Origin of the sequence: Halomonas ventosae (genome assembly GCF_004361885.1) — a bacterium.
Classification (GTDB): Bacteria; Pseudomonadota; Gammaproteobacteria; order Pseudomonadales; family Halomonadaceae; genus Halomonas; species Halomonas ventosae_C.
On sequence record NZ_SNWH01000012.1, the window covers coordinates 11,632 to 34,021 of the forward strand.

Genomic DNA, 22,390 nt, shown 5'->3' on the forward strand with positions numbered 1-22,390 from the left:
CCGCCATGTTCGATATGGGCTTTCTCGAACTGATGCTGATCGGTGTGGTGGGCCTTCTGGTGCTGGGTCCCGAGCGCCTGCCCAAGGCGGCGCGTACCCTGGGGCTGTGGATCGGCAAGATCAAGCGCAGCGTTTCGGGCATGCAGCGCGAGATCAGTGCTCAGCTCGAGGCGGAGGAGCTGCGCCAGAAACTCAACGAGCAGCAGAAGAAACTCGATGAGGGCGTCAAGCAGGTCAAGCGCGGCGTGGAGAGCATTGCCGAGGAGGATGCCGGCGAGCGCCCGTCAGCCTCGGTGGCTAACGATGCCAATAAAGCCTCGACGGCCGCCCCCGCCGAGAAGCAGCTCGACGATGCCCTGAGCCGGGCTCGCACGGGCAGCGAGGACGATGCCCAGCGCCCCGCCGATGCCTCCACCGCCGACAAGGATTCTGCCCCCGATGAGCAACACCGGTGACCCCCAGGAGCAGAACCAGGCCCCATTGATCGAGCACCTGGTCGAGCTACGCTCACGACTGATGCGCGCGGTGATCGCGATCTTGGTGATCTTCCTGGGTCTGTATCCATTCGCCAACGACATCTACACCTTCGTTGCCCAGCCACTGATGGCGCTGCTGCCCGAAGGCTCACAGATGATTGCCACCGAGGTGGCCTCGCCCTTTCTCGCACCGTTCAAGTTGACCCTGGTGGTGGCGGTGTTCATCGCCGTGCCCTATGTGCTCCACCAGGCCTGGGCCTTCGTGGCGCCAGGGCTCTATGACAACGAGAAGGCCCTGGCGCTGCCGATCCTGGCTTCCAGCGTGGCGCTGTTCTATGGCGGCGCCGCCTTCGCCTACTACGTGGTCTTCCCGCTGCTATTCCAGTTCTTCACCCAGACCGGGCCGGAGAATGTCGCGGTGATGACCGACATCAACCAGTACCTGAACTTCGTCCTCAAGCTGTTCTTCGCCTTCGGGGTGGCCTTCGAGATCCCCATCGCCACCTTCTTGCTGATCCTCTCAGGCGCCACTACGGTGGAGACCCTGTCACAGAAGCGTCCCTACGTGGTGCTGGGTTGCTTCGTCATCGGCATGTTGCTCACACCGCCGGACGTGGTCTCCCAGAGCCTGCTGGCGGTACCGATGTACCTGCTCTATGAGGTCGGCCTGCTGTTCGGTCGGCTGGTACGCCGCAAGCGCGAGAAGGACGTGGAGGACCAGCAGCTGTAAGCTGCAAGCCATAAGAAACCCCCAAGGCTCAATGCCCTGGAAGCTTAACTTACAGCTTACGGCTTATCGCTTCTAACTCCCCGGCGTAGCCGGGTCAAAGATCCATCAGCTCGTCGATGCGATCGACCAGCTTGAAGATACCGGTAGCGGCCTCGCTGATGCGGGTGGCCAGCATGTAGGCCGGAGTGGTCACCACGCGGTTCTCGAAATCCACCACGATATCCTCGACACCGCAACTGCGGTGCAGGCCGCCCATGGCACTGATTGCGCCGGCGACGCCGGGATCATGCCCCACGGTGACGGCGATGCCGGGGTCGAGCAGGCGTGGCACCAGCACCGCGCTGAGGCATATCAGACCGATCGGCTTGCGTGCTTCATGGAAGCCGGCCAGCGCCTCGGTCAGCGTGTCGATCACCTGCATGCCGGCACCCGCCGAGGCGAAGTCAGAGAGGTTCTTGGCGACGCCGAAGCCGCCGGGAAGGATGACCGCATCGAAGTCATCGGCATCAAGCTCATCGAGGGGCGAGATCTCGCCGCGAGCCAGGCGCGCCGACTCCGTCAGCACGTTGCGACGCTCACCCTCGACCACCTCGCCACGACGATGATCGACGACATGATACTGCTCGATGTCAGGGGCGAAGCAGCGATAGCCCAGACCCAGCTGGTCGAGGCGCAGCAGTGCCAGGGTCGTCTCGTAAATCTCGGCTCCATCCTGCACCCCGCATCCCGAGAGGATAACCGCCACCTGTTTGCTCATGCCTTTCTCCTTGAAGGTAGTCGCCCGGCGAAACCAGGCCTGGAATCCGCGAACCTTCACTTTAGAGAGTCGGCCCGGGTGCGACAAGAAGCGGCTTTCGACGAAGGGGGACACTGATATACTCAATCCATTCGAGTCTTGCTGTCATCACATCGTCATCCTGCATCACCAGAATGACCGATGGCGGTTCCGATTTTCATCTACGGAGAGACGCCTTGAGCTTCATGACCACACGCCAGTTTCCAACCTCGCGCCTGCGCCGCATGCGGCGCGACGATTTCTCCCGCCGCCTGATGCGCGAGCACACCCTGACCTCGGCCGACCTGATCTGGCCGGTATTCGTGCTGGAAGGCGAGGGCCAGCGCGAGGCGGTGGCCTCCATGCCCGGTGTGGACCGGTTATCCCTCGACCTGCTGATCGAGGAGGCCCGGGAGGCCTTCGCGCTGGGCATCCCGGCCATCGCCCTGTTCCCGGTGGTGAGCAAGAAGCTCAAGAGCGAACTCGCCGAGGAGGCCTACAACGCCTCGGGCCTCGTCCAGCGCAGCGTGCGCACCCTCAAAGAGGCGCTCCCCGGGCTCGGCATCATCACCGACGTGGCGCTCGACCCCTATACCAGCCATGGCCAGGATGGCATTCTCGACGAGGCAGGCTACGTCCACAACGACCGCACGGTGGAAACCTTGCTCAAGCAGGCGCTCTCCCATGCCGAGGCCGGTGCCGATGTGGTGGCGCCCTCGGACATGATGGATGGGCGGGTCGGCTCGATTCGCCAGGTGCTGGAACAGGAGCAGCTGGTCAACACCCGCATCATGGCCTACAGCGCCAAGTACGCCTCGCACTACTATGGCCCTTTCCGCGATGCCGTAGGCTCGGCCGGCAATCTCGGCCGCGCGGACAAGACCACCTACCAGATGGACCCGGGCAATGGTGACGAGGCGCTGCATGAGGTGGCGCTGGATCTGGCCGAGGGGGCCGACATGGTGATGATCAAGCCTGGCATGCCCTACCTAGACGTGGTGCGTCGGGTGAAGGACGAGCTCAGGGTGCCCACCTTCGCCTATCAGGTGAGCGGCGAGTACGCTATGCACATGGCCGCCTTCGAGAATGACTGGCTGGAGACGGATGAGGTGATCCTCGAATCACTGCTCTGCTTCAAGCGCGCCGGCGCCGATGGCGTGCTGACCTACTTCGCCAAGCGAGCGGCGCGGCTGCTCGCGACGTCATAGACGACGGGAGGGACAGCGCCCTTCCGCCCGACCACAGGATCCCCCATGGAAGAAACACGCGGTCCCGAACGAGAGTCCGATATCCCCAGACCCGCACAGGGTGGCGAACCTCCTGAGCCGCCCACCCCGCGGTTGAACCAGACCCGCACCGGCATCAAGCCCAAGGCGTTGCCGGACCCGGATGCGGACCTGACTGACCCCGGGCTCTACTTCAACCGCGAGCTCTCGCACCTGCAGTTCAACGTCCGGGTCCTCGAACAGGCGCTCGACGAGGCGCATCCGTTGCTCAACCGGCTGATGTTCCTGCTGATCTTCTCGTCCAACATGGACGAGTTCTTCGAGATCCGCGTGGCAGGCCTCAAGAATCAGATTCTGCTCGGCGATGACTCCACCGGTGCTGACGGTCGCTCGCCGCGCTCGGTGCTGGCCGAGATCTCCCAGATCGCCCATGCCCAGGTGGCGCGCCAGTACCAGATCCTCAACGAGGTTTTGATTCCCGCTCTGGAGGCCCAGCGGCTGCGTTTCCGCCGCCGCGGGAACTGGTCCGAGGCCCAGCGCACCTGGGTGCGCGACTACTTCGAGACCCAGATCATGCCGGTGATCAGCCCCATCGGCCTGGACCCTTCTCACCCCTTCCCACGTCTGGTCAACAAGAGCCTCAACTTCATCGTCCAGCTAGAGGGCAAGGACGCCTTCGGCCGCGAGGGAGGGCTGGCCATCCTGCCGGCACCACGCTCACTGCCGCGGGTGATCGCCCTGCCCGAGGCGCTCTGCGAGGAGGGCTTCAGCGAATACGTCTTCCTCTCCTCGATGATCCATGCTCACGCCGAGGAGGTCTTTCCCGGCATGGCCGTGCTCGGCTGCTACCAGTTCCGACTGACCCGCAACGCCGACCTCTCGGTGGACCCCGAGGAGGTCTCCGATCTCGCCTCGGCACTGCGCGGCGAGCTGCTGTCGCGGCGCTATGGCAGCGGAGTGCGTCTCGAGGTAGCCGACAACTGCCCGGAGGAGCTGACCGAGTTCCTACTGCGGCAGTTCCAGCTCGACGAGGCAGACCTCTTCCGTGTCAACGGCCCGGTGAATCTGACCCGCATGATGTCGGTGCTCAATGACGTGGAGCGCCCCGAACTGCTCTATCGCCCCTTCACCCCTGGCCTGCCCAAGGTGCTGCGCAAGGCCGACAGCGTGCTGGCGGCGATCGCCGATGGCGACATCCTGCTCCACCATCCCTTCCAGTCCTTCTCGCCGGTGGAGGAGATGCTCGGCGAGGCCGCCCGCGACCCGGACGTGCTGGCCATCAAGCAGACCCTCTACCGCACCGGCGCCGACTCGCCCATCGTCAATGCGCTGGTCGAGGCCGCCAGCAACGGCAAGGAGGTCACGGTGGTGATCGAGCTGCGGGCGCGCTTCGACGAGGCCGATAACCTGGCGCTGGCCTCGCGCCTGCAGGAGGCCGGGGCGATCGTCATCTACGGGGTGATGGCCTACAAGACTCACGCCAAGATGATGCACATCGTGCGCCGAGAACGCGGCAAGCTGCGCCACTACGCCCACCTGGGCACCGGCAACTACCATTCGCGAACCGCCAAGCTCTACACCGACTACAGTCTGCTGACCGCCGACCCGGTGCTCTGCGCCGACGTGCACAAGGTCTTCCAGCAGCTTTCCGGCATGGGCCGCGCCCGGCATATCGAGCAACTGCTGCACGCCCCCTTCACCCTGCACGAACAGATGCTGGCCAGGATCGACCGGGAAGCGGAGCATGCCCGCAAGGGCAAGCGCGCCCACCTGATCATCAAGTGCAACTCGCTCACCGAGACGCAACTGATTCAGGCGCTCTACCGGGCCTCACAAGCCGGCGTGGAATGCGACCTGATCATCCGCGGCATATGTTGCCTGCGCCCGGGCATTCCCGGCATCTCCGAGAACATTCGGGTGCGCTCGATCATCGGCCGCTTCCTGGAGCATACCCGGGTATTCCACTTCCACAACGACGGCAAGTCCGAAACCTGGTGCTCGAGCGCCGACTTCATGGAGCGCAACATGTTCCGCCGGGTGGAGACCTGTTTCCCGCTGCTGGACAGGAAGCTGGCCGCCCGGGTCCGCAAGGATCTCGAGACCTACCTGGTGGACAACTGTCAGAGCTGGCTGCTGCAAAGCGACGGCCTCTACGTCAAGCAGCAGCCAGGTGGCGCAGCGCCGATCAGCGCCCAGGAGACTCTGCTGTTCGCTTATGCCGCCAGGGCGTGACTCAGCCCTTGCGGAAAGCATCAAGCTGATGAGGATCAAAACCCTCGACACGCTCGGCCAGGCCCCGCTCACGACGGGCGGCACGCACCACCTCCCGCTCGGCGAGAAGCTCGGCATCATCATCCAGGGTGCGGCCGTTGAGCTCGGCGAGCTGGGCCATGCCCTGGTGGTAAAAAGCGAGGATATCCAGGGCGGCGGGATTACCTTGCGCCATGCTGCGGCGCAGGGCCGGCAGATAGCCGCTGACCCGAGCCAGCTGATGCTTAAGCTGCCAGACATAGCGCACCTCGGCCATCCAGGGACGCTTGCGCAGCAAAGCGAAAACCAGGCTGGTGGCCACCACCCCCAGTAGCACGCCCAGGGCGTTGAGCCAGAATCCGCCCGCGAAGACGGCCTGCAACAGTAAGGTGAACAGCAAGGCGCAGACGATCAGCTGACCCGCCATGGCTAGGCTGATCAGCCTGGCCTTGCGGCGATAGACCTCGGGGTCGTAGTCCTCGAACTGGAACGGCATGGGCTCTCCTGGGCGATGAATCGGGCGTCGGGCGTGATTATCCCTCCCCCAGCGGTACAGGGCTAACATAGACGCTCGGCGGCGGAGAGCAGCAGCTGCTCGGTGGTCTCCCAGCCGAGGCAGGCGTCGGTGACCGAGACCCCATGACGCAGCCGGCCCGCTTGCAGCGGCTGCTTGCCCTCGTAAAGATGGCTCTCGAGCATCAGCCCCGCCAGCGCCGTCTCGCCGGCCTGGCGCTGACCCAGTACATCGAGTAGTACCTCGCTCTGGCGGCGGTGATCCTTGCGCGCATTGGCATGGCTGCAGTCAACCATCAGCCGCGGCGTGAGCCCGGCGTCCTGCAGGGCACGGCGCGCCGCCTGGACATGCTGAGCCTGGTAGTTGGGCGCGCCGTGGCCGCCGCGCAGCACCAGCTGGGTGTGGGGATTGCCTGCCGTATGGCGCACCGTGGGGCGACCCAGTTCATCCAGGGCGAAATGGCTGTGCGGATGCGCCGCGGCGCGCATGGCATCCAGCGCCACGCCGATATCGCCGCCGGTGGCGTTCTTGAAGCCAACCGCCGCCTCGAGGCCGCTGGCCAGCTCACGGTGCAGCTGCGACTCGGTGGTGCGTGCGCCGATGGCCACCCAGGCGAGCAGGTCCTCCAGGTAGGGGGCGAGCATCGGCTGCAGCAGCTCGGTGGCCACCGGCAGCCCTAGCTTGGTCACCTCACGCATCAGCTGGCGCGAAACCGCAAGGCCGCGGGCCATGTCGCCGCTGCCGTCGAGGTCCGGGTCGTAGGCCAGCCCTTTCCAGCCCACGGTGGTGCGCGGCTTCTCCACGTAGACGCGCATCACTAGCAGCAGCTGGTCCGAGATGCGCGGGGCCAACGTGGCCAGACGGTGGGCGTACTCCAAAGCCGCCTCGGGGTCATGGATGGAGCAGGGGCCGACCACCACCAGCAGGCGCTTGTCGCGGCCGGCAAGGATCTCGTGGATGGCAAGGCGCTGGGCCTCGATCCGGGCCGCCATCGCCGGGGAGAGCGGCAGCTCGCGGCGCAGTTCGCCGGGCGTGGGCAGCGGCCTAGCCGGGTTGGCGGCGCGGTGCAGGGTCTCGGTCAGAGGGGCGGCGGCAAGGGAAGAAGTCATGGCGTGATCAGCTCCGGGTAGCGGTCATACATCGTGTCAATCGGGTGCCAACGATCTCGCTACGGCCGGACGTGGCGGTGAGGGCCGACCGCAGCTCGCTAAATCGCCAGTCGCCGTCATAGCCCGCGAAGCCCAGAATCTGGCGAAGGGTGATAGATGCGGTCATGGTCTCTCTCCTGGATGTCGGTTGTATGGACGGTACCGTAAAACCCAGAACCCCCGGACGGGGCAGCCGTCCGGGGGTTCTGGCGGAGGCGGCCCTGGTGGGGTGCCTGCCGGCGATGTCGCGCGTTGCGCTCAGGATATGGCCACGGGCACCTCGGGGATAAACCAAAAGCCATGCCAGTCCCCGCGCACCGCGCATGCCACGCTGGCGTTGCGAGCCACGTGAGAGGCGGGCTGGGCATGGCGGTTCATGGTCATGGGTCGCTCCTGAGATCTTGGCTTATCCTGGCGCATCGTGGCACGGCTGGCAAGGGCCGCCGCTCAACCGGCGAACACCAGGTACCAGCCGAGGGTGGCCGGCAGGCAGCTCATGGCCACCAGCACCACCAGGCCGAGCACCACGGAGAGCAGGCCGCTTCCGTCCTTGAAGTTCGTGTCGTGTCCCGCCATATGTCGCTCCTTACTATCGTGTCAGGGTAGGTGAGCATTCTAGCGAAGATGGCCGCATCTGGCACGGCACCGATGGTCGCAGGCTCAGCGCAGGTGACGTCCGCCGTCCACGGGTAGCGTTACGCCGGTGACATAACGATTGTCGAGCAGGTAGCGCAGGCTCTGATAGATCACCCCGGGGCCGGGCACCATCTGCATCGCCGACTTGGCGCGGGCCTTCTCGGCGTAGGCTTCGTCGTCGCCCTCGCCCAGCATGATTAGCGCCGGGGCGATGGCATTGACCTGGATCTCAGGGGCGTACATGGCAGCGAACGACAGCGTCAGGTTGTCCAGCCCCGCCTTGGTGGCGGCATAGGCGGCATGCTTGCGCGAGCCCTTCTGCACCACGTAGTCGGTCAGATGCACGATATCGCGCTGGGGCTCGCTGCACGCCTCGAGCAGCACCCGGCCGTGCAAGTTGATCAGGTAGGGCGCCAGCATGTGGATGCGAAACAGCCGCTCGAAGGTGGCCCCCGCCTCGGGTCCGGTGGAGTCCGGCGCCCAGTCGCTGGCGTTATGCACGATGGCCCGCAGCGACGGCGTCTCGGCCCTGAGCCGCGCGACGAAGTCGAGGATACCCGCCTCCGTCGAGAAATCTGCCGGCAGGGTGACGATGCCCCGCTCACGCAGCGCGTCCAGCTCGGGGCGCTCGCGGCGATAGCTGATGATCACCGGATGGCCATCGTCTCGCAGGCGCTCGGCACAGTGGCGTCCCAGGCGCTGGGCGCCGCCGGTGATCAGGATCGGCGAGGCGCTCATGGTCGCCCCTCCCTCACCAGGCTGCCCGCGGTGGGCACGATGGGGTCCCGCGGCGCATAGGCGAAGACATCCGAGAAGACCCGTGAGGCTTCGAGACCCAGCGAAGCCAGCACGTCCACGCAGGCATAGACCATACCCGGCGAACCGGAGAGATAGACGTCATGCCCCGAGACATCCTCGAGGGTCATCGCCAGCGCCTGATCGATGCGGCCACGGTGGCTGACGACCCGCTCCCCCGTCAGGGCTTTTTCGGGCGCGACCTCGGTCACGGCATGGAAGCGGAAATGGGCGTGCCCTTGCGCCCATTCACGGGGCAGACGCTCCAGATAGAGGTGGCGACGCTCGCGAACCGCCCACCAGAGATCGATCTCGCGCCTCGGGTCGGCATGCAGCGCCGCCTCGATGATGGCCTTCATCTGCGCGAAGCCGGTGCCAGCGGCGATCAGCAGCAGCGGGCGCGTGCTGTCCGGGTCGAGGAGGCAATCGCCGCCGGGCAGGTGCAGGGTCAGCCGCTGGGCCACCTGCATCAGCTCGCGCAGCCGGGCGGAGTTCTCCCGCTCCGGCCAGTGCTGGATGTGCAGCTCGATGGTGCCATCGCCGGCATGCGCATTGGCGATGGAGAACGGTACCCAGGTCTCGTCATCGAGCCTGAGCTCCAGGTACTGGCCGGGCTCATGGGCCACAGCCTCCGGCCGTCCCTCCAGCTGAACGCGGAAGACGTCCGGGGTGAGATCCTCGACCTCGGTGACCAGACAGGTCAGGGTCCTTGGCGTCATGAAAGCCTCATGAAGTTGTTAGAATGTCGTGTTGTCGGGGAGGTCGATGCCCAGCTCGTTCCAGCGCCCGCTGACGCGGGCCTTGACATCCGCGTCCATGACGATGGGCGTGCCCCACTCACGGTCGGTCTCGCCGGGCCACTTGCAGGTAGCATCCAGGCCCATCTTGGAGCCCAGTCCCGCCACGGGGGAGGCGAAGTCCAGGTAGTCGATGGGCGTGTTCTCCACCATCACGGTATCGCGGGCGGGGTCCATGCGCGTGGTGATGGCCCAGATCACGTCCTTCCAGTCCCGGGCACTGACGTCGTCGTCGAGCACCACCACGAACTTGGTGTACATGAACTGGCGCAGGAAGCTCCACACCCCCATCATCACGCGCTTGGCATGGCCGGGGTACTGCTTGGTCATGGTCACCACCGCCATGCGGTAGGAGCACCCTTCAGGCGGCAGGTAGAAGTCGACGATCTCGGGAAACTGGCGGCGCAGGATGGGCACGAACACCTCATTGAGCGCCAGCCCCAGGATCGCCGGCTCATCGGGAGGGCGGCCGGTGTAGGTGGAGTGGTAGATGGCGTTCTCGCGCAGGGTCATGCGCGTCACCGTGAACACCGGGAAGGTCTCGACCTCGTTGTAGTAGCCGGTATGGTCGCCGTAGGGGCCCTCGAGCGCCATGTCGTCGGGATAGATAAAGCCTTCCAGAATGATTTCTGCTGATGCAGGTACCTCCAGATCGGCATGAACACACTTGACCAGCTCGGTGCGCGAGCCACGCAGCAGGCCGGCGAAGGCGTACTCGGAGAGGCTGTCGGGCACCGGGGTCACGGCGCCGAGGATGGTGGCCGGGTCGGCGCCCAGCGCCACCGCCACCGGGAAGGGCTCGCCGGGGTGGGCCTGCTGGAACTCCTGGAAGTCGAGTGCCCCGCCACGATGGGAAAGCCAGCGCATGATCAGGCGGTTGCGACCGAGCTTCTGCTGGCGGTAGATGCCGAGGTTCTGGCGGCTCTTGTGGGGCCCCTTGGTGATCACCAAGGGCCAGGTGACCAGGGGAGCCACGTCGCCCGGCCAGCAGTGCTGGATGGGCAGGCGGTCGAGGTCGACCTCATCGCCCTCATAGGCGAGCGCCTGCACCGGCGCCGAGCGCACGGTCTTCGGCCCCATGCTCATGATCTGCTTGAAGATCGGCAGCTTGCTCCAGGCGTCGCGGAAGCCCTTGGGCGGCTCGGGCTCCTTGAGGAAGGCGAGCAGCTCGCCCACCTCGCGCAGCGCGGCGACCGAGTCCTGGCCCATGCCCATGGCTACCCGCTTCGGCGTGCCGAAGAGGTTGCCGAGCAGCGGCATGGTGTGGCCCTTGACGTTCTCGAACAGCAGCGCCGGCCCCCCGGCGCGCAGGGTACGGTCGCAGATCTCGGTGATCTCGAGGTAGGCGTCGACCTCGGCGGTGATGCGCTTGAGCTCGCCCTGGGCCTCGAGCACCGCGATGAACTCGCGCAGGTCCTTGTACTTCATGCGGATTTCCCGGTTCCAGAATGACGAAAGGGACGGCATAGCATGCCCCTTGAATACGTCTGCAGTGTTGCCATGGCAAGCGGCGGCGGGGACAGGCCGGAGAGCGGGTCCTATGCCAGGGATGGCATCGGTAGCGCCCAGGGAGGGGTTTACAGCACCCCCTCGTAGGCCTGTCGCCGGGTCAGCCGCGCAGTGGCATTCCCGGCAGCCGTGGTCAGCGGCGCTTCATCGCTTCGAAGAACTCGAGGTTGGTCTTGGTATCCTTCAGGCGGTCGATCAGGAACTCGGTGGCCGCGGTGTCCTCCATGGGGTTGAGCAGCTTGCGCAGGATCCACATGCGCTGCATCTCCTCTTCGGAAGCCAGCAGATCCTCGCGACGAGTGCCGCTGCGGCGGATGTTGATCGCCGGGTAGACCCGACGCTCGGCCAGTTTGCGATCCAGGTGCGCCTCCATGTTGCCGGTGCCCTTGAACTCCTCGAAGATCACCTCGTCCATCTTCGAGCCGGTATCCACCAGCGCCGTGGCGATGATGGTCAGGCTGCCGCCCTCCTCGATGTTGCGGGCGGCACCGAAGAAGCGCTTGGGCTTCTCCAGGGCATGGGCATCGACACCGCCGGTGAGCACCTTGCCGGAGCTCGGCACCACGGTGTTGTAGGCGCGCGCCAGGCGGGTGATGGAGTCGAGCAGGATCACCACATCCTTCTTGTGCTCGACCAGGCGCTTGGCCTTCTCGATCACCATCTCGGCGACCTGCACGTGGCGGGCCGGCGGCTCGTCGAAGGTCGAGGCCACCACCTCGCCACGCACGGTGCGCGACATCTCGGTCACTTCCTCGGGACGCTCGTCGATCAGCAGCACGATCAGGTGACAGTCGGGATCGTTGCGGGTGATCGAGGTGGCGATGTTCTGCAACATCAGGGTCTTGCCCGCCTTGGGCGGCGAGACCAGCAGGCCGCGCTGGCCCTTGCCGATGGGCGCGGTGAGATCGATGATCCGCGCCGTGAGGTCTTCGGTGGAGCCGTTGCCGATCTCCATGCGCAGCCGCTCCTGGGGGAACAGCGGCGTGAGGTTCTCGAACAGGATCTTGTGCTTGGCGTTCTCCGGCTTGTCGAAGTTGATCTCGCTGACCTTGAGCAGCGCGAAGTAGCGCTCCCCTTCCTTGGGCGGACGAATCTTGCCGGAGATGGAGTCGCCCTTGCGCAGGTTGAAGCGCCGGATCTGGGAGGGCGAGACGTAGATGTCGTCAGGGCCGGCCAGGTAGGAACTGTCGGCGCTGCGCAGGAAGCCGAATCCATCCTGCAGGATCTCCAGCACGCCATCACCGAAGATCGGCTCGCCACTCTTGGCGTGCTTCTTGAGGATGGCGAAGATGATGTCCTGCTTGCGGGAACGCGCCAGGTTGTCGATGCCCATCTCGCGGGCCATCTCCAGAAGCTCCGGCACTGGCTTTTGCTTGAGTTCGGTAAGATTCATCGGTGTGTTCAGAATTCGCTCGTGGAAGCCGGGCGGCAGTGCGCCATGGGAAAGACAGGAGGCGAGACGAGGACGCCCTGTGGATGCGTTCAGAGCCCGGACAGGCTACCTCTCGTGGTGCTGTATCGTATGGCCTGGGACGGATGACCGCTTACCGCCTTCTGGAGGTGCGGGGGCCGATATCGGAAGCGAGGAAGCAGGTGCGTTTTCGCCTGACCTGCGGGTCCGGGCCAGGCGGCCGGAATCGCGGACTAAAGCAGTGGGCTGTCTGACGACTTGAAGTTGATCGTAACGGGATCACCGCGAGACGATCGGGAAGCATTTGGAACAGGCGAACGACTCGATAGTAGTCAAGCCGGCAGGCGAACGCAAGTCCCGGGCCGGCGGCAATTGACACGGCAGGAAGCGCCGCGCACCCTTGCCCCTGACCGATTCGGAAGGAACTGCCATGAGCTCGCCACAGGACACGGCACCCACTGCTGCCGACCCCCTTCCCGCTGCCGTGGCCGGCGATCCTGCCCGGCTCGCCGCCATCGACCTCGGCTCCAACAGCTTCCACCTGCTGGTGGCCAATTACCAGGATGACCGGCTACAAGTGGTCGTGAAGCTGGGCGAGAAGGTCCAGTTGGCCGCCGGTCTCGACGAGGAAGGATACCTTGACGAGGCAGCCATGCAGCGCGCCCTGGACTGCCTGACCCGCTTCGCCCCCTTCCTCGACGACATCACCCCGGGCCACCTGCGGGTGGTGGGCACCAATGCGCTGCGCGATGCGGCCAACAGCCAGACGCTGATCGAGCGCGCCGAGGCCCTGCTCGGCCAGCGCATCGAGATCATCGCCGGCCGCGAGGAAGCTCGCCTGATCTATCTCGGCGCGGCTCATGCCCTAGCGGAGGATGGCCGCCGGCTGATCGTCGATATCGGCGGTGGCTCGACCGAGTTCATCATCGGCGAGCGCTTCGAGCCCCTGGCGCTGGAGAGCCTGCGCATGGGCTGCGTGACCTTCACCGGGCGTTTCTTCGCCAGCGGCGAGATCAGCGAGAAGCGCATGCGCCAGGCGGAGCTTGCCGCCCTTTCGGAACTGGCCAACATCCAGCGACCCTACCAGCGGCTAGGCTGGGCCGACCCCGTGGGCTCCAGCGGCACCATCAAGGCTGCGGCCGCGGTGATGGCGGCCGCTGGGGATGCGCCCGACGGGGAAATCACCCGTACCGGCCTGGCCGCCCTGCGCAAGCGCCTGATCAAGTGCAAGAAACTCGACAAAGTGGCCATGGAAGGCCTCAAGGCAGACCGTGCGCGGGTCTTTCCGGCGGGGGTGGCGATCCTTAGCGCGATTTTCGAGGCCTTCGACCTGGAGCGGATGCGCTATGCCGACGGAGCCCTTCGCGAAGGGGTACTCTACGACATGGTGGGGCGCAACAGCCCCGAGGACTCGCGCCTCAAGACCCTGGACAACCTGGCCCGCAACGCCCAGCTGGACGGCCGCCAGGCCGACAACGTGGCAGCCACCGCCGGCGCCCTGTTCGAGCAGGTTCGCCAGGCCTGGGCGCTCGATGACGACCAGGCACGCTTCCTCGACTGGGCCAGCCGACTACACGAAATCGGCCTGGCCATCTCCCACAGCCAGTTCCATCGCCACGGCGCCTACCTGCTGGAGCATTCTGACCTGGCTGGCTTCTCGCGACCGGAGCAGCGTCTGCTGGCCTTCCTGGTGCGCGCCCACCGCCGCAAGTTCCCGGTCAAGGAGTGGCAGGCCCTGCCCGAGTCGGAACGCCGCCCCCACGCCCGACTGGCTCGGCTGCTGCGCCTGGCGGTGATCCTCAACCACTCGCGTCCTGAGCAGCCCCCCGCCGTGCCTCGGCTGCAGGCCGAGGGCGAGTCGCTGATACTCACGCTAGACGGCGAACAGACACCGGCGCTGCTGCTCAACGACCTGGAGCAGGAGATGGCCTATCAGCAGGCCGCGGATCTCCCCCTGACGATTCGTCACGGCTGACCCAACCCTCGGCGAGCAGCCAGCAGGCCCCGTCCCGCGGGTCCAGCACTGCCACCGGTGTCTCGCCTTCTCGAGCCACCACCAGCCCCCCGCGCCCCCAGGGGGGCACGCCAGCCTCCTGCAGCAGCCGCTTGAGATCGCGTCGGCCACGGCCGGGCAGCCGCAGCCATTCGCCTCCCTGCCGCGGCACCACCCGCAGCCGTGCCGGCGCACCGTCGGCCCGGCCCAGCGAGACCCGCACCTCGCCCAGCGGCGTCATCAACGGCGCATGGCCATTCCACTCGGCTTGCCAGTCGGGCGGCAGCGCCTCAGGGGGGGCGAGCAGGTATAGCCGCCCTCGCCAGACCCTGGCCTCTGCATCAGACCAGGTTACCCGCACCTTGGCATCCTCCCTGGCCTCCAGCTGGTCCAGCAGCGTGTCGAGCCGCCGTGCCGGCGGCATCGCCAGGCCCAGCCGCCCACAGCAATAGCGCACCAGCAGGCGTCGTCGAGAACCGGAAAGCGTCTCCAGGCCCGCCACCGGCAGGCAGGCCGCATCGCCGCCCAGGCGCTCGAGGTCGAGGCCGGCGAGCTCATCGAGCAGGGCGTCGGCCTCGCCGGCAAGCGCCGCGCTGCGCGAGAGCGACTCGCCGGCATGCACCCAGCGGGTCGCCAGCAGTGGTAGCACGGTGTGGCGCAGGAAGTTGCGATCCAGGGTCTCGTCGTCGTTGGAAGGATCCTCCACCCAGACCAGGCCCTGGCGGCGCGCCTCGGCCTCGAGGGTCGCGCGCTCGACCCCAAGCAGCGGGCGCTCGAGGCGCCGCCCCCGCCACGCGCGCCCGGCCGTCATGCCGGCCAGGCCGCGCGTCCCGCTACCGCGCAGGGCAGCCAGCAGGAAGGTCTCGGCCTGATCATCGCGGTGCTGAGCCAGCCAGAGGGTCTCGCCCGGCGCCACGCACTCGGCGAAGGCGGCGTAGCGTGCCGCCCGCGCCGCCCCTTCGCGACCCTGCCCGTCGGCCGAGTCGACGGCGACCCGCTCGACGCGAAGCGGCACGCCGAGGCCCGAACAGAGCCACTGGCAGTGACGCTCGAAGCCGTCGGCGGCAGGCTGCAGGCCATGATGGACATGCAGCGCCCGCAAGGAGCGTGGATGGCGCCGACAGGCCTCTGCGGTGAGCGTCAGCAGCAGCGAGGAGTCCAGCCCACCGGAGAGGGCCACCCAGACGCAACGCCCCGCCGACGTAGCCGCCAGGGCACGATCGACAAGGCGCTGCAGGGTCGCCCCCATGGAATCAGCGTCCATGACCGTCACCGAGGCCATGCGGTCAGGCAGGGGCCCCGTAGCTCATCAGCCGCTCGTAGCGACGCGCCAGCAGCTGATCCGTGTCCAGCGCTTCCAGGCGCTCGAGACTTGCCAGCAGCGACGCCTTGACCCGCTCGGCGGTGGACACCGGATGGCGATGGGCGCCGCCCAGGGGCTCGGGAATCAGCGTATCGACCAGTCCCAGCTCCTTGAGACGCTCGGCGGTGATGCCCATCGCCTGGGCGGCATCGGCAGCCTTCTCGGCGCTCTTCCACAGGATGGAAGCGCAGCCCTCGGGGGAGATCACCGAATAGGTGGAGTACTGCAGCATGGCCAGCTCGTCGCAAACACCGATGGCCAGCGCCCCGCCGGAGCCTCCCTCGCCCACCACGGTGGCAACGATCGGCGTACGTAGGCGCGACATCACCGCCAGGTTGTTGGCAATGGCCTCGGACTGACCGCGCTCCTCGGCGTCGATGCCCGGATAGGCCCCCGGCGTGTCGATGAAGGTCAGCACCGGCATCGTAAAACGCTCGGCCATCTCCATCAGGCGGCAGGCCTTGCGGTAGCCCTCGGGGCGCGGCATGCCGAAGTTGCGCCGCACCTTCTCGTGGACGTCGCGCCCCTTCTGGTGGCCAATCACCATCACCGGCTTGTCGTCCAGCCGCGCCACGCCGCCGACAATGGCGGCATCGTCGGCGAACTTGCGATCGCCGTGCAGCTCGTCGAAGTCGCTGAAGACGTTGGCCAGGTAGTCCAGGGTGTAGGGGCGCTGGGGATGACGCGAGAGCTGCGAGACCTGCCAGGGAGTCAAGTCCTTGAAGATCGACTCAGTGAGCTTGCGGCTCTTCTCCTCGAGCCGGCTGATCTCGTCGCTCAAGTTGAGCTGGCTGTCGTTGCCGACCAGGCGCAGCTCCTCGATCTTGGCCTGAAGCTCGGCGATAGGCTGTTCGAAGTCGAGATAGTTCGGATTCATTGGCCGGATGCCTTGTGATGTTTCACCGCCTGCCCGTCGAGGCCAGGCGCGGCGCGAAAAGTGACGTGGCTGGCATTATCGCACCCTCAACGCACCACGCAAGGCAGAGCACGCCAGGAGGCAAGGGGGCCGGGGACAGGCTTGGAGGGGGTCCTACGCCAGGGATGGCGTCGATAGCGCCCAGGGAGGGGTTCACAGCGCCCCCGATAAGCCTGTCGCCGGTAAGCCCCGACTCGTTCCAAGCAAGACAATGAGGGGCAAGCCCTATGCCCATGCTCAGCGATACTTCAGCCGCACACCGTCCTGGCCCTGCACCTCACGCAGCCCCGTCAGCAGTTCGTCGCTGGGCGTGACGCGCCACTCCTCGGCGAGCTCCAGCCAGCCCGAGGCCTGGGCATTACAGTAGTACAACCGCACCGGCAGCCCCTGCGCGTCGCGGAAGGGCACAAGGCGAGTGCGCAGCGAATCCACGAGCCGCCCATTGAGGCGACCGCCGTCCAGGCAGAGTTCCACCGCCTGGCCGAAGCGGCTGCGCGCCTCGACCATCGGCGTGACCGCCTTGCCGCGCAGGCGCAGGCCACCGGAGTAGTCGTCGCTGGACACCTCACCCTCGACGATCATCACCTGATCGGCCTCGAGTCGGCCGCGCAGCTGGTCGTAGAGCTCGCCGAACAGCGAGGCCTCGATGCGCCCGGTGCGATCGTCCAGGGAGATGAAGGCCATGGTGTCGCCACGCTTGGACTTCATGGTCCGCACGCCGACCACCAGGCCCGCCACCCGCTGGGGCTCCCGGGAGGGTTTGAGGTCGCTGATGCGAGTGGAGACGAAGCGCGCAAGCTCGCCCTCGTACTCGTCGATGGGATGGCCGGTGAGGTAGAGCCCCAGGGTCTCCTTCTCGCCGGCCAGGCGCTCCTTGTCGCTCCATTCGCGGGCCTGGCGATACTCGGCGTAGGCGTCCTCGGCCGACTCATCGACGAAGGCCTCGCCAAACATGTCCATCATGCCAAGGTTGTGATTGGTCTGGTTCTGTACCGCCGCCTTCAAGGCATCCTCCAGCGCCGCGCCGAGCACCGCGCGGCTCGGGCCCAGGGTGTCCAGGGCGCCGGAGCGGATCAGCGCCTCCAGGGTGCGCTTGTTCATGCGCCTGGGGTCGACCCGACGGCAGAAGTCGAACAGATCCTCGAAGGGGCCGCCCGCCTCGCGGGCCTCGACGATGGCGTCGATGGGGCCCTCGCCGACCCCGCGGATCGCCCCCAGGCCGTAGACGATCCGCGCCTGGTCGTCGACGGTGAACGTGTAGCCGCCGACATTGACATCGGGCGGGGTCACCGTGAGCCCCAGGTGACGGCACTCCTCGATCAGCGGTACCACCTTGTCGAGGTTATCCATCTCGGTGGACATCACCGCCGCCATGAAGGGGCCGGGATAATGCGCTTTCAACCAGGCGGTCTGATACGAGACCAGCGCATAGGCCGCCGAGTGGGACTTGTTGAAACCGTAGCCGGCGAACTTCTCCACCAGGTCGAAGATGTTGCCGGCAAGGTCCGTGTCGATACCGTTAGCCGCACAGCCCTCCATGAAGCCGGCGCGCTGTTTGGCCATCTCCTCGGGTTTCTTCTTGCCCATGGCGCGGCGCAGCATGTCGGCCTGGCCCAGCGAGTAGCCCGCCATCACCTGGGCGATCTGCATCACCTGCTCCTGATAGAGGATGATGCCGTAGGTGGGCCCGAGTACCGGCTTGAGCAGCTCGTGCTGGTAGTCCGGGTGCGGATAGGAGATCTCCGCCCGGCCATGCTTGCGGTTGATGAAGTCGTCGACCATGCCCGACTGCAGGGGCCCGGGGCGAAACAGCGCCACCAGGGCGATCATGTCCTCCAGCGAATCCGGCAGCAGGCGCTTGATCAACTCCTTCATGCCGCGGGACTCGAGCTGGAAGACAGCCGTGGTCTCGGCCTTCTTGAGCATCTCGAAGGTCGGCACGTCATCCAGCGGGATGGTGTCGATGTCCAGCGGCCCCTGACCCTCGGTGGCGCGCACCTTGTCGACCATCTCCAGCGCCCAGTCGATGATGGTCAGGGTGCGCAGGCCGAGGAAGTCGAACTTGACCAGCCCGGCCTCCTCGATGTCATTCTTGTCGAACTGCACCATCAGGCCGCTGCCGTCCTCGTCGCAGAGCAGCGGCGAGAAGTCGGTGAGCCTGGTCGGCGCGATCACCACGCCGCCGGCGTGCTTGCCGGTGCCACGGGTGATGCCCTCGAGCTTGAGGGCCATCTCCCAGATCTCGGCAGCCTCCTCGTCGTTGTCGAGAAACTCCTTGAGCGCCGGCTCGGCCTCGATGGCCTTGGCGAGTGTCATGCCCACCTCGAAGGGAATCAGCTTGGAGAGCTTATCGCCCAGCGAGTAGGGCTTGCCCTGGGCGCGCGCCACGTCGCGCACCACCGCCTTGGCCGCCATGGTGCCGAAGGTGACGATCTGGGACACTGCGTCGCGGCCGTAGCGGTCGGCGACGTAGTCGATCACCCGGTCGCGCTTCTCCATGCAGAAGTCGACGTCGAAGTCGGGCATCGAGACCCGCTCGGGGTTGAGGAAGCGCTCGAACAGCAGGTCGTAGCCGATGGGGTCGAGGTCGGTGATCTTCTGAGCGTAGGCGACCAGCGAGCCGGCCCCCGAGCCACGCCCCGGGCCTACCGGGACGTCGTTGTCCTTGGCCCACTGGATGAAGTCCATGACGATCAGGAAGTAGCCGGGGAAACCCATCTGGATGATGATCTCGAGCTCGAAGTCGAGCCGCTTGCGGTAGCGGGCATCGATCTCGGCATACTCCGCCCCGTCTCGCGGATAACGCCCCGCCGGAAAAAGGGCGTTCAGGCGCTCGGTGAGGCCGTCGTGGGAGATCTTGCGGAAGTACTCGTCCTGGGTCATGCCCTCGGGAATCGCGAACTCGGGCAGGAAGATCTCGCCCAGGCGCACCTCCACGTTGCAGCGCGCGGCGATCATCACGCTGTTCTCCAGCGCCTCGGGGATGTCGGCGAACAGCTCCGCCATCTCGGCGGGGCTCTTGAGGTACTGCTCCTCGGTGTAGCGTCGCTCGCGGCGCTTGTCGTCCAGCGCCTTGCCCTCGCCGATGGCCACCCGGGTCTCGTGGGCCCAGAAGTCCTCGCGCTCCAGGAAGCGCACGTCGTTGGTGGCCACCACCGGGGTGCCGGTCTCGACGGCCAGGTCCACCGAGAGGTGGACGCACTCTTCCTCCAGCGGACGGCCGGTGCGAGTCAGCTCCAGGTAGAAGCGTCCCGGGAAGGCGGCGCTCCACTCCTCGAGCAGGGCGTGGGCCTCGTCGTGATGGTCGCTGAGCAGGTGGCGGCCGACCTCGCCTTCCCGGCCACCGGACAGGGCGATCAGCCCCGCGCTCTGCTCGAGCACCCAGGCCTTGTCCAGCAGCGCCTGGCCCTGGCGCTGGCCGAGCATCCAGCCCCGCGAGATCAGCTCGGTGAGGTTGCGGTAGCCGGTCTCGTCCATGGCCAGCAGCGTCAGGCGATAGGGGTGCCCCTCGTCATGCGGGTTGGCCAGCCACAGATCGCTGCCGATGATCGGCTTGAGTCCCGCGCCTTGGGCGCCCTTGTAGAACTTGACCAGGCCGAAGAGGTTGGTCTCGTCGGTCAGCGTCACGGCGGGCAGGCCCTGGGCCACGGCGGCCTGGACCAGCGGCTTGAGACGCACCAGGCCGTCGACCAGGGAGAATTCGCTGTGCACGCGAAGATGAACGAAGGGCGTGGTCATATAAGGGCTCGGGGCTTGGCGGTAAATAATCAGTACAGGAAGCGCGAGGCTATCCCGGCAATATCGCTCGGGGCTGATCCGGCGACAGGCCTGCGGGGAGGCGCTGTAAACCCCTCCCTGGGCGCTACCGATGCCCTGCGGCGCTCTCGCGTCCTGCTTCGCTTGCAGGGCCAGTGCTGGCCATCCCTGGCCAGCCCGTTCGGAGGAATCCTCCTCACCCCTGGCATAGGACCTCCTCTGCGACCTGCTCCCGGCGCCTCTCGTGGTGCCGCTTGAGAGACCTAAAACAGTGCCAGCTGGCGCTTGACGGGACCGAAGGAGCGACGGTGCTCCGGCAGCGGCCCCAGGCGTTCCAGGGCGGCCAGGTGCTCGCGGGTCGGGTAGCCCTTGTGGCGGGCGAAGCCGTAGTCGGGATGCCGGGCATCGAGGGCCAGCATGCCTGCGTCGCGCTCGACCTTGGCCAGTATCGAGGCGGCGGCGATGGCCGGATGACGGGCATCGCCCTTGACCACTGCCTGACCGGAGACATGATGCCCGGGCAGCCGGTTGCCGTCCACCAGCAGGTACTCGGCCGCCGGCGCCAGGGCGTCGATGGCGCGACGCATGGCGAGGTGCGTGGCATGGTAGATATTGAGCGCGTCCACCTCGGCGGCCGACGCCTCGGCCACGGCGCAGGCCAGTGCCCGTGCGCGGATCACCGCATCCAGGATCTCGCGACGGCGGGCGGTCAGGGTCTTGGAGTCGGCCAGGCCCGCGATGGGCCGTGCCGGGTCGAGGATCACCGCGGCGGCGACCACCGGGCCGACCAGCGGGCCGCGGCCCACCTCGTCGACCCCGGCCAGGCGCTCGCCCGCATAGTCGATCACCAGCGGCGGCAGCTCGCGGGCCCCTTTCCCTCTCGCGCGCTCCCTGACCGTCATGGCGCCACCTCGTCGGCCAGCGCCGGGGCCACGCTGGCCGGCAACGGCTGCCCCGCCGCCAGCGCCTCGATAGCCTCGGCCGCCCGGCGGCTGGCGTCACGCTGCAAGTCGGCATGCATGGCGGCAAAGCGCGCTTCCAGGGTCGCCCGTCCTGCGGGGTCGTCGAGCATCTCGCCCAGGCGCGCGGCGATCGCCGCGGGGCGGGCCTCCCCCTGGATCAGCTCCGGCACCAGGGCCTCGCGGGCGATCAGGTTGGGCAACGAGATCCACTCGGTCTTGACCAGCCGCCTGGCCAGCCAGTGGGTCAAGGGTGCCATCCGATAGGCGACCAGCATCGCCCGGTGGCAGAGCATCGCCTCCAGCGCCGCGGTGCCCGAGGCGAGCAGCACCGCATCGGCGGCTACCATGGCCTCCCGGGCCTGGCCGTCGAGCAGGGTCAGGCGCGCCATCAGGGCAGGATGCTCGGCTATCAGCATCTCCAGCTCGCCGCGGCGTTCGGGTGTCGCCGCCGGGATCACCACCCGCAGCCTGGGTCGCGCGGCACACAGCCGCTCGGCAGCAGCGAGAAAGGTCTCGCCCAAGAAGCGTATCTCGCTGGCCCGGGAGCCTGGCAGCACCGCCAGCACCGGGCCAGCGGCAGGCAGGCCCAGCTCGGCACGTGCGGCCATGCGATCGTTGTCAAGAGGCAACTCGTCGGCCAGCGGGTGGCCGACGAAGGCCACCGGAACCCGGTGGCGGGCATAGAAGGCCGCCTCGAAGGGCAGCAAGGTCAGCATGGCGTCGACCGACTTCGCGATGCCCTTGACGCGCCCCTGGCGCCAGGCCCAGACCGAGGGGCTGACGTAGTGGGCGGTGGTCAGACCCGCCTCGCGCAGCTGCCGCTCCAGCCCGAGATTGAAGTCGGGTGCATCGATGCCGATCATCACGTCGGGCTGCCAGGCCAGGGCGTCGCGCCTGAGTTCGCGACGCACGCCGACCAGCCGGGGCAGGTGCCGGAGCACCTCGATCAGGCCCATCACCGACAGGGTTTCCAGGGGGAAACGGCTATCGAGGCCCTCGGCGATCATGCGCGGACCACCGATGCCGCGAAACGCCACCCGTGGGTGGCGCGTCTTCAGGGCCCGCATCAGTCCGGCCCCCAGCAGATCGCCAGAGAGCTCGCCTGCGACCAGATAGATACGCCGGACCGTCAT

Annotated in this window: 20 protein-coding genes; 5 read left to right on the forward strand and 15 right to left on the reverse strand. The window is 66.9% G+C overall.

The window, feature by feature from the left end; all coding sequences use genetic code 11:
* Positions 1–5 precede the first annotated feature (5 nt).
* Positions 6–455: a Sec-independent protein translocase protein TatB gene (tatB, locus tag DFO68_RS10085; RefSeq protein ID WP_133483538.1), complete on the forward strand. Its 450-nt coding sequence runs from the start codon at positions 6–8 to the stop codon at positions 453–455.
* On the forward strand, positions 439–1,206 hold the full coding sequence (gene tatC, locus DFO68_RS10090; RefSeq protein ID WP_133483539.1) for a twin-arginine translocase subunit TatC: 768 nt from the start codon (positions 439–441) through the stop codon (positions 1,204–1,206). Before tatB ends, tatC begins: the two co-directional genes overlap by 17 nt.
* Positions 1,207–1,300: 94 nt before the next feature.
* Here tatC and elbB read toward each other — a convergent pair whose 3' ends face one another.
* Positions 1,301–1,963, reverse strand: coding sequence for an isoprenoid biosynthesis glyoxalase ElbB (gene elbB / locus DFO68_RS10095; RefSeq protein WP_133483540.1), 663 nt, complete (start codon positions 1,961–1,963; stop codon positions 1,301–1,303).
* 224 nt (positions 1,964–2,187) lie between these two features.
* Here elbB and hemB point away from each other — a divergent pair, with 224 nt between their 5' ends.
* Positions 2,188–3,189 carry a porphobilinogen synthase gene (gene hemB / locus DFO68_RS10100; RefSeq protein WP_373191367.1) on the forward strand — a complete coding sequence of 334 codons (1,002 nt, stop codon included), beginning with the start codon at positions 2,188–2,190 and terminating at the stop codon, positions 3,187–3,189.
* A 45-nt stretch (positions 3,190–3,234) separates the two neighbouring features.
* The gene (gene ppk1, locus DFO68_RS10105) at positions 3,235–5,439 is read left to right on the forward strand and encodes a polyphosphate kinase 1 (protein ID WP_133483542.1); all 2,205 of its coding nucleotides are present in this window, start codon (positions 3,235–3,237) and stop codon (positions 5,437–5,439) included.
* A gap of 1 nt (position 5,440) precedes the next feature.
* On the opposite strand, the gene DFO68_RS10110 is transcribed toward ppk1, so the two are convergent.
* The 9 genes from DFO68_RS10110 to rho form a co-directional block, all read right to left on the reverse strand.
* A complete protein-coding gene (locus DFO68_RS10110) occupies positions 5,441–5,953 on the reverse strand; it encodes a DUF3087 family protein (RefSeq protein WP_133483543.1) in 513 nt (170 codons plus the stop codon).
* Positions 5,954–6,015: 62 nt separating this feature from the next.
* Positions 6,016–7,080 carry a 3-deoxy-7-phosphoheptulonate synthase gene (locus DFO68_RS10115; RefSeq protein WP_133483544.1) on the reverse strand — a complete coding sequence of 355 codons (1,065 nt, stop codon included), beginning with the start codon at positions 7,078–7,080 and terminating at the stop codon, positions 6,016–6,018.
* A gap of 7 nt (positions 7,081–7,087) precedes the next feature.
* Positions 7,088–7,246: a hypothetical protein gene (locus DFO68_RS15505; protein ID WP_166637552.1), complete on the reverse strand. Its 159-nt coding sequence runs from the start codon at positions 7,244–7,246 to the stop codon at positions 7,088–7,090.
* 131 nt (positions 7,247–7,377) lie between these two features.
* Positions 7,378–7,503 carry a hypothetical protein gene (locus tag DFO68_RS15935; protein WP_279512801.1) on the reverse strand — a complete coding sequence of 42 codons (126 nt, stop codon included), beginning with the start codon at positions 7,501–7,503 and terminating at the stop codon, positions 7,378–7,380.
* 63 nt (positions 7,504–7,566) lie between these two features.
* Entirely contained in the window at positions 7,567–7,695 is a 129-nt protein-coding gene (locus DFO68_RS15940; RefSeq protein ID WP_279512802.1) for a hypothetical protein, read from the reverse strand.
* Between the two features lie 84 nt (positions 7,696–7,779).
* Entirely contained in the window at positions 7,780–8,493 is a 714-nt protein-coding gene (folM, locus tag DFO68_RS10120; RefSeq protein WP_133483545.1) for a dihydromonapterin reductase, read from the reverse strand.
* Positions 8,490–9,269 (reverse strand): NAD(P)H-flavin reductase, encoded by a 780-nt coding sequence (locus tag DFO68_RS10125; protein WP_133483546.1) that lies wholly within the window; start codon positions 9,267–9,269, stop codon positions 8,490–8,492. The genes folM and DFO68_RS10125 overlap by 4 nt, the downstream gene beginning before the upstream one ends.
* A gap of 18 nt (positions 9,270–9,287) precedes the next feature.
* Positions 9,288–10,775 (reverse strand): 4-hydroxy-3-polyprenylbenzoate decarboxylase, encoded by a 1,488-nt coding sequence (gene ubiD / locus DFO68_RS10130; RefSeq protein WP_133483547.1) that lies wholly within the window; start codon positions 10,773–10,775, stop codon positions 9,288–9,290.
* Positions 10,776–10,989: 214 nt separating this feature from the next.
* A complete protein-coding gene (gene rho / locus DFO68_RS10135) occupies positions 10,990–12,249 on the reverse strand; it encodes a transcription termination factor Rho (RefSeq protein ID WP_133483548.1) in 1,260 nt (419 codons plus the stop codon).
* A 448-nt stretch (positions 12,250–12,697) separates the two neighbouring features.
* On the opposite strand from rho, the gene ppx reads away from it, so the two are divergent.
* The gene (ppx, locus tag DFO68_RS10140; protein ID WP_133483549.1) at positions 12,698–14,242 is read left to right on the forward strand and encodes an exopolyphosphatase; all 1,545 of its coding nucleotides are present in this window, start codon (positions 12,698–12,700) and stop codon (positions 14,240–14,242) included.
* On the opposite strand, the gene tilS is transcribed toward ppx, so the two are convergent.
* From tilS to lpxB, 5 genes are all read right to left on the reverse strand, one after another.
* On the reverse strand, positions 14,172–15,524 hold the full coding sequence (gene tilS / locus DFO68_RS10145; protein ID WP_133483550.1) for a tRNA lysidine(34) synthetase TilS: 1,353 nt from the start codon (positions 15,522–15,524) through the stop codon (positions 14,172–14,174). The two genes, ppx and tilS, sit on opposite strands and share 71 nt — an antisense overlap.
* Positions 15,525–15,546: 22 nt before the next feature.
* Positions 15,547–16,500 (reverse strand): acetyl-CoA carboxylase carboxyl transferase subunit alpha, encoded by a 954-nt coding sequence (accA, locus tag DFO68_RS10150; RefSeq protein WP_133483551.1) that lies wholly within the window; start codon positions 16,498–16,500, stop codon positions 15,547–15,549.
* 276 nt (positions 16,501–16,776) lie between these two features.
* Positions 16,777–20,277 (reverse strand): DNA polymerase III subunit alpha, encoded by a 3,501-nt coding sequence (gene dnaE / locus DFO68_RS10155; protein ID WP_133483552.1) that lies wholly within the window; start codon positions 20,275–20,277, stop codon positions 16,777–16,779.
* A gap of 281 nt (positions 20,278–20,558) precedes the next feature.
* Entirely contained in the window at positions 20,559–21,197 is a 639-nt protein-coding gene (gene rnhB, locus DFO68_RS10160) for a ribonuclease HII (protein ID WP_133483553.1), read from the reverse strand.
* Entirely contained in the window at positions 21,194–22,390 is a 1,197-nt protein-coding gene (lpxB, locus tag DFO68_RS10165; protein WP_133483554.1) for a lipid-A-disaccharide synthase, read from the reverse strand. The genes rnhB and lpxB overlap by 4 nt, the downstream gene beginning before the upstream one ends.

Coding starts and splice junctions, on each gene's coding strand:
- tatB (WP_133483538.1), top strand. CDS start 6: ATGTTCGATATGGGCTTTCTCGAACTGATGCTGATCGGTGTGGTGGGC.
- tatC (WP_133483539.1), top strand. CDS start 439: ATGAGCAACACCGGTGACCCCCAGGAGCAGAACCAGGCCCCATTGATC.
- elbB (WP_133483540.1), bottom strand. CDS start 1,963: ATGAGCAAACAGGTGGCGGTTATCCTCTCGGGATGCGGGGTGCAGGAT.
- hemB (WP_373191367.1), top strand. CDS start 2,188: ATGACCACACGCCAGTTTCCAACCTCGCGCCTGCGCCGCATGCGGCGC.
- ppk1 (WP_133483542.1), top strand. CDS start 3,235: ATGGAAGAAACACGCGGTCCCGAACGAGAGTCCGATATCCCCAGACCC.
- DFO68_RS10110 (WP_133483543.1), bottom strand. CDS start 5,953: ATGCCGTTCCAGTTCGAGGACTACGACCCCGAGGTCTATCGCCGCAAG.
- DFO68_RS10115 (WP_133483544.1), bottom strand. CDS start 7,080: ATGACTTCTTCCCTTGCCGCCGCCCCTCTGACCGAGACCCTGCACCGC.
- DFO68_RS15505 (WP_166637552.1), bottom strand. CDS start 7,246: ATGACCGCATCTATCACCCTTCGCCAGATTCTGGGCTTCGCGGGCTAT.
- DFO68_RS15935 (WP_279512801.1), bottom strand. CDS start 7,503: ATGACCATGAACCGCCATGCCCAGCCCGCCTCTCACGTGGCTCGCAAC.
- DFO68_RS15940 (WP_279512802.1), bottom strand. CDS start 7,695: ATGGCGGGACACGACACGAACTTCAAGGACGGAAGCGGCCTGCTCTCC.
- folM (WP_133483545.1), bottom strand. CDS start 8,493: ATGAGCGCCTCGCCGATCCTGATCACCGGCGGCGCCCAGCGCCTGGGA.
- DFO68_RS10125 (WP_133483546.1), bottom strand. CDS start 9,269: ATGACGCCAAGGACCCTGACCTGTCTGGTCACCGAGGTCGAGGATCTC.
- ubiD (WP_133483547.1), bottom strand. CDS start 10,775: ATGAAGTACAAGGACCTGCGCGAGTTCATCGCGGTGCTCGAGGCCCAG.
- rho (WP_133483548.1), bottom strand. CDS start 12,249: ATGAATCTTACCGAACTCAAGCAAAAGCCAGTGCCGGAGCTTCTGGAG.
- ppx (WP_133483549.1), top strand. CDS start 12,698: ATGAGCTCGCCACAGGACACGGCACCCACTGCTGCCGACCCCCTTCCC.
- tilS (WP_133483550.1), bottom strand. CDS start 15,524: ATGGACGCTGATTCCATGGGGGCGACCCTGCAGCGCCTTGTCGATCGT.
- accA (WP_133483551.1), bottom strand. CDS start 16,500: ATGAATCCGAACTATCTCGACTTCGAACAGCCTATCGCCGAGCTTCAG.
- dnaE (WP_133483552.1), bottom strand. CDS start 20,277: ATGACCACGCCCTTCGTTCATCTTCGCGTGCACAGCGAATTCTCCCTG.
- rnhB (WP_133483553.1), bottom strand. CDS start 21,197: ATGACGGTCAGGGAGCGCGCGAGAGGGAAAGGGGCCCGCGAGCTGCCG.
- lpxB (WP_133483554.1), bottom strand. CDS start 22,390: ATGACGGTCCGGCGTATCTATCTGGTCGCAGGCGAGCTCTCTGGCGAT.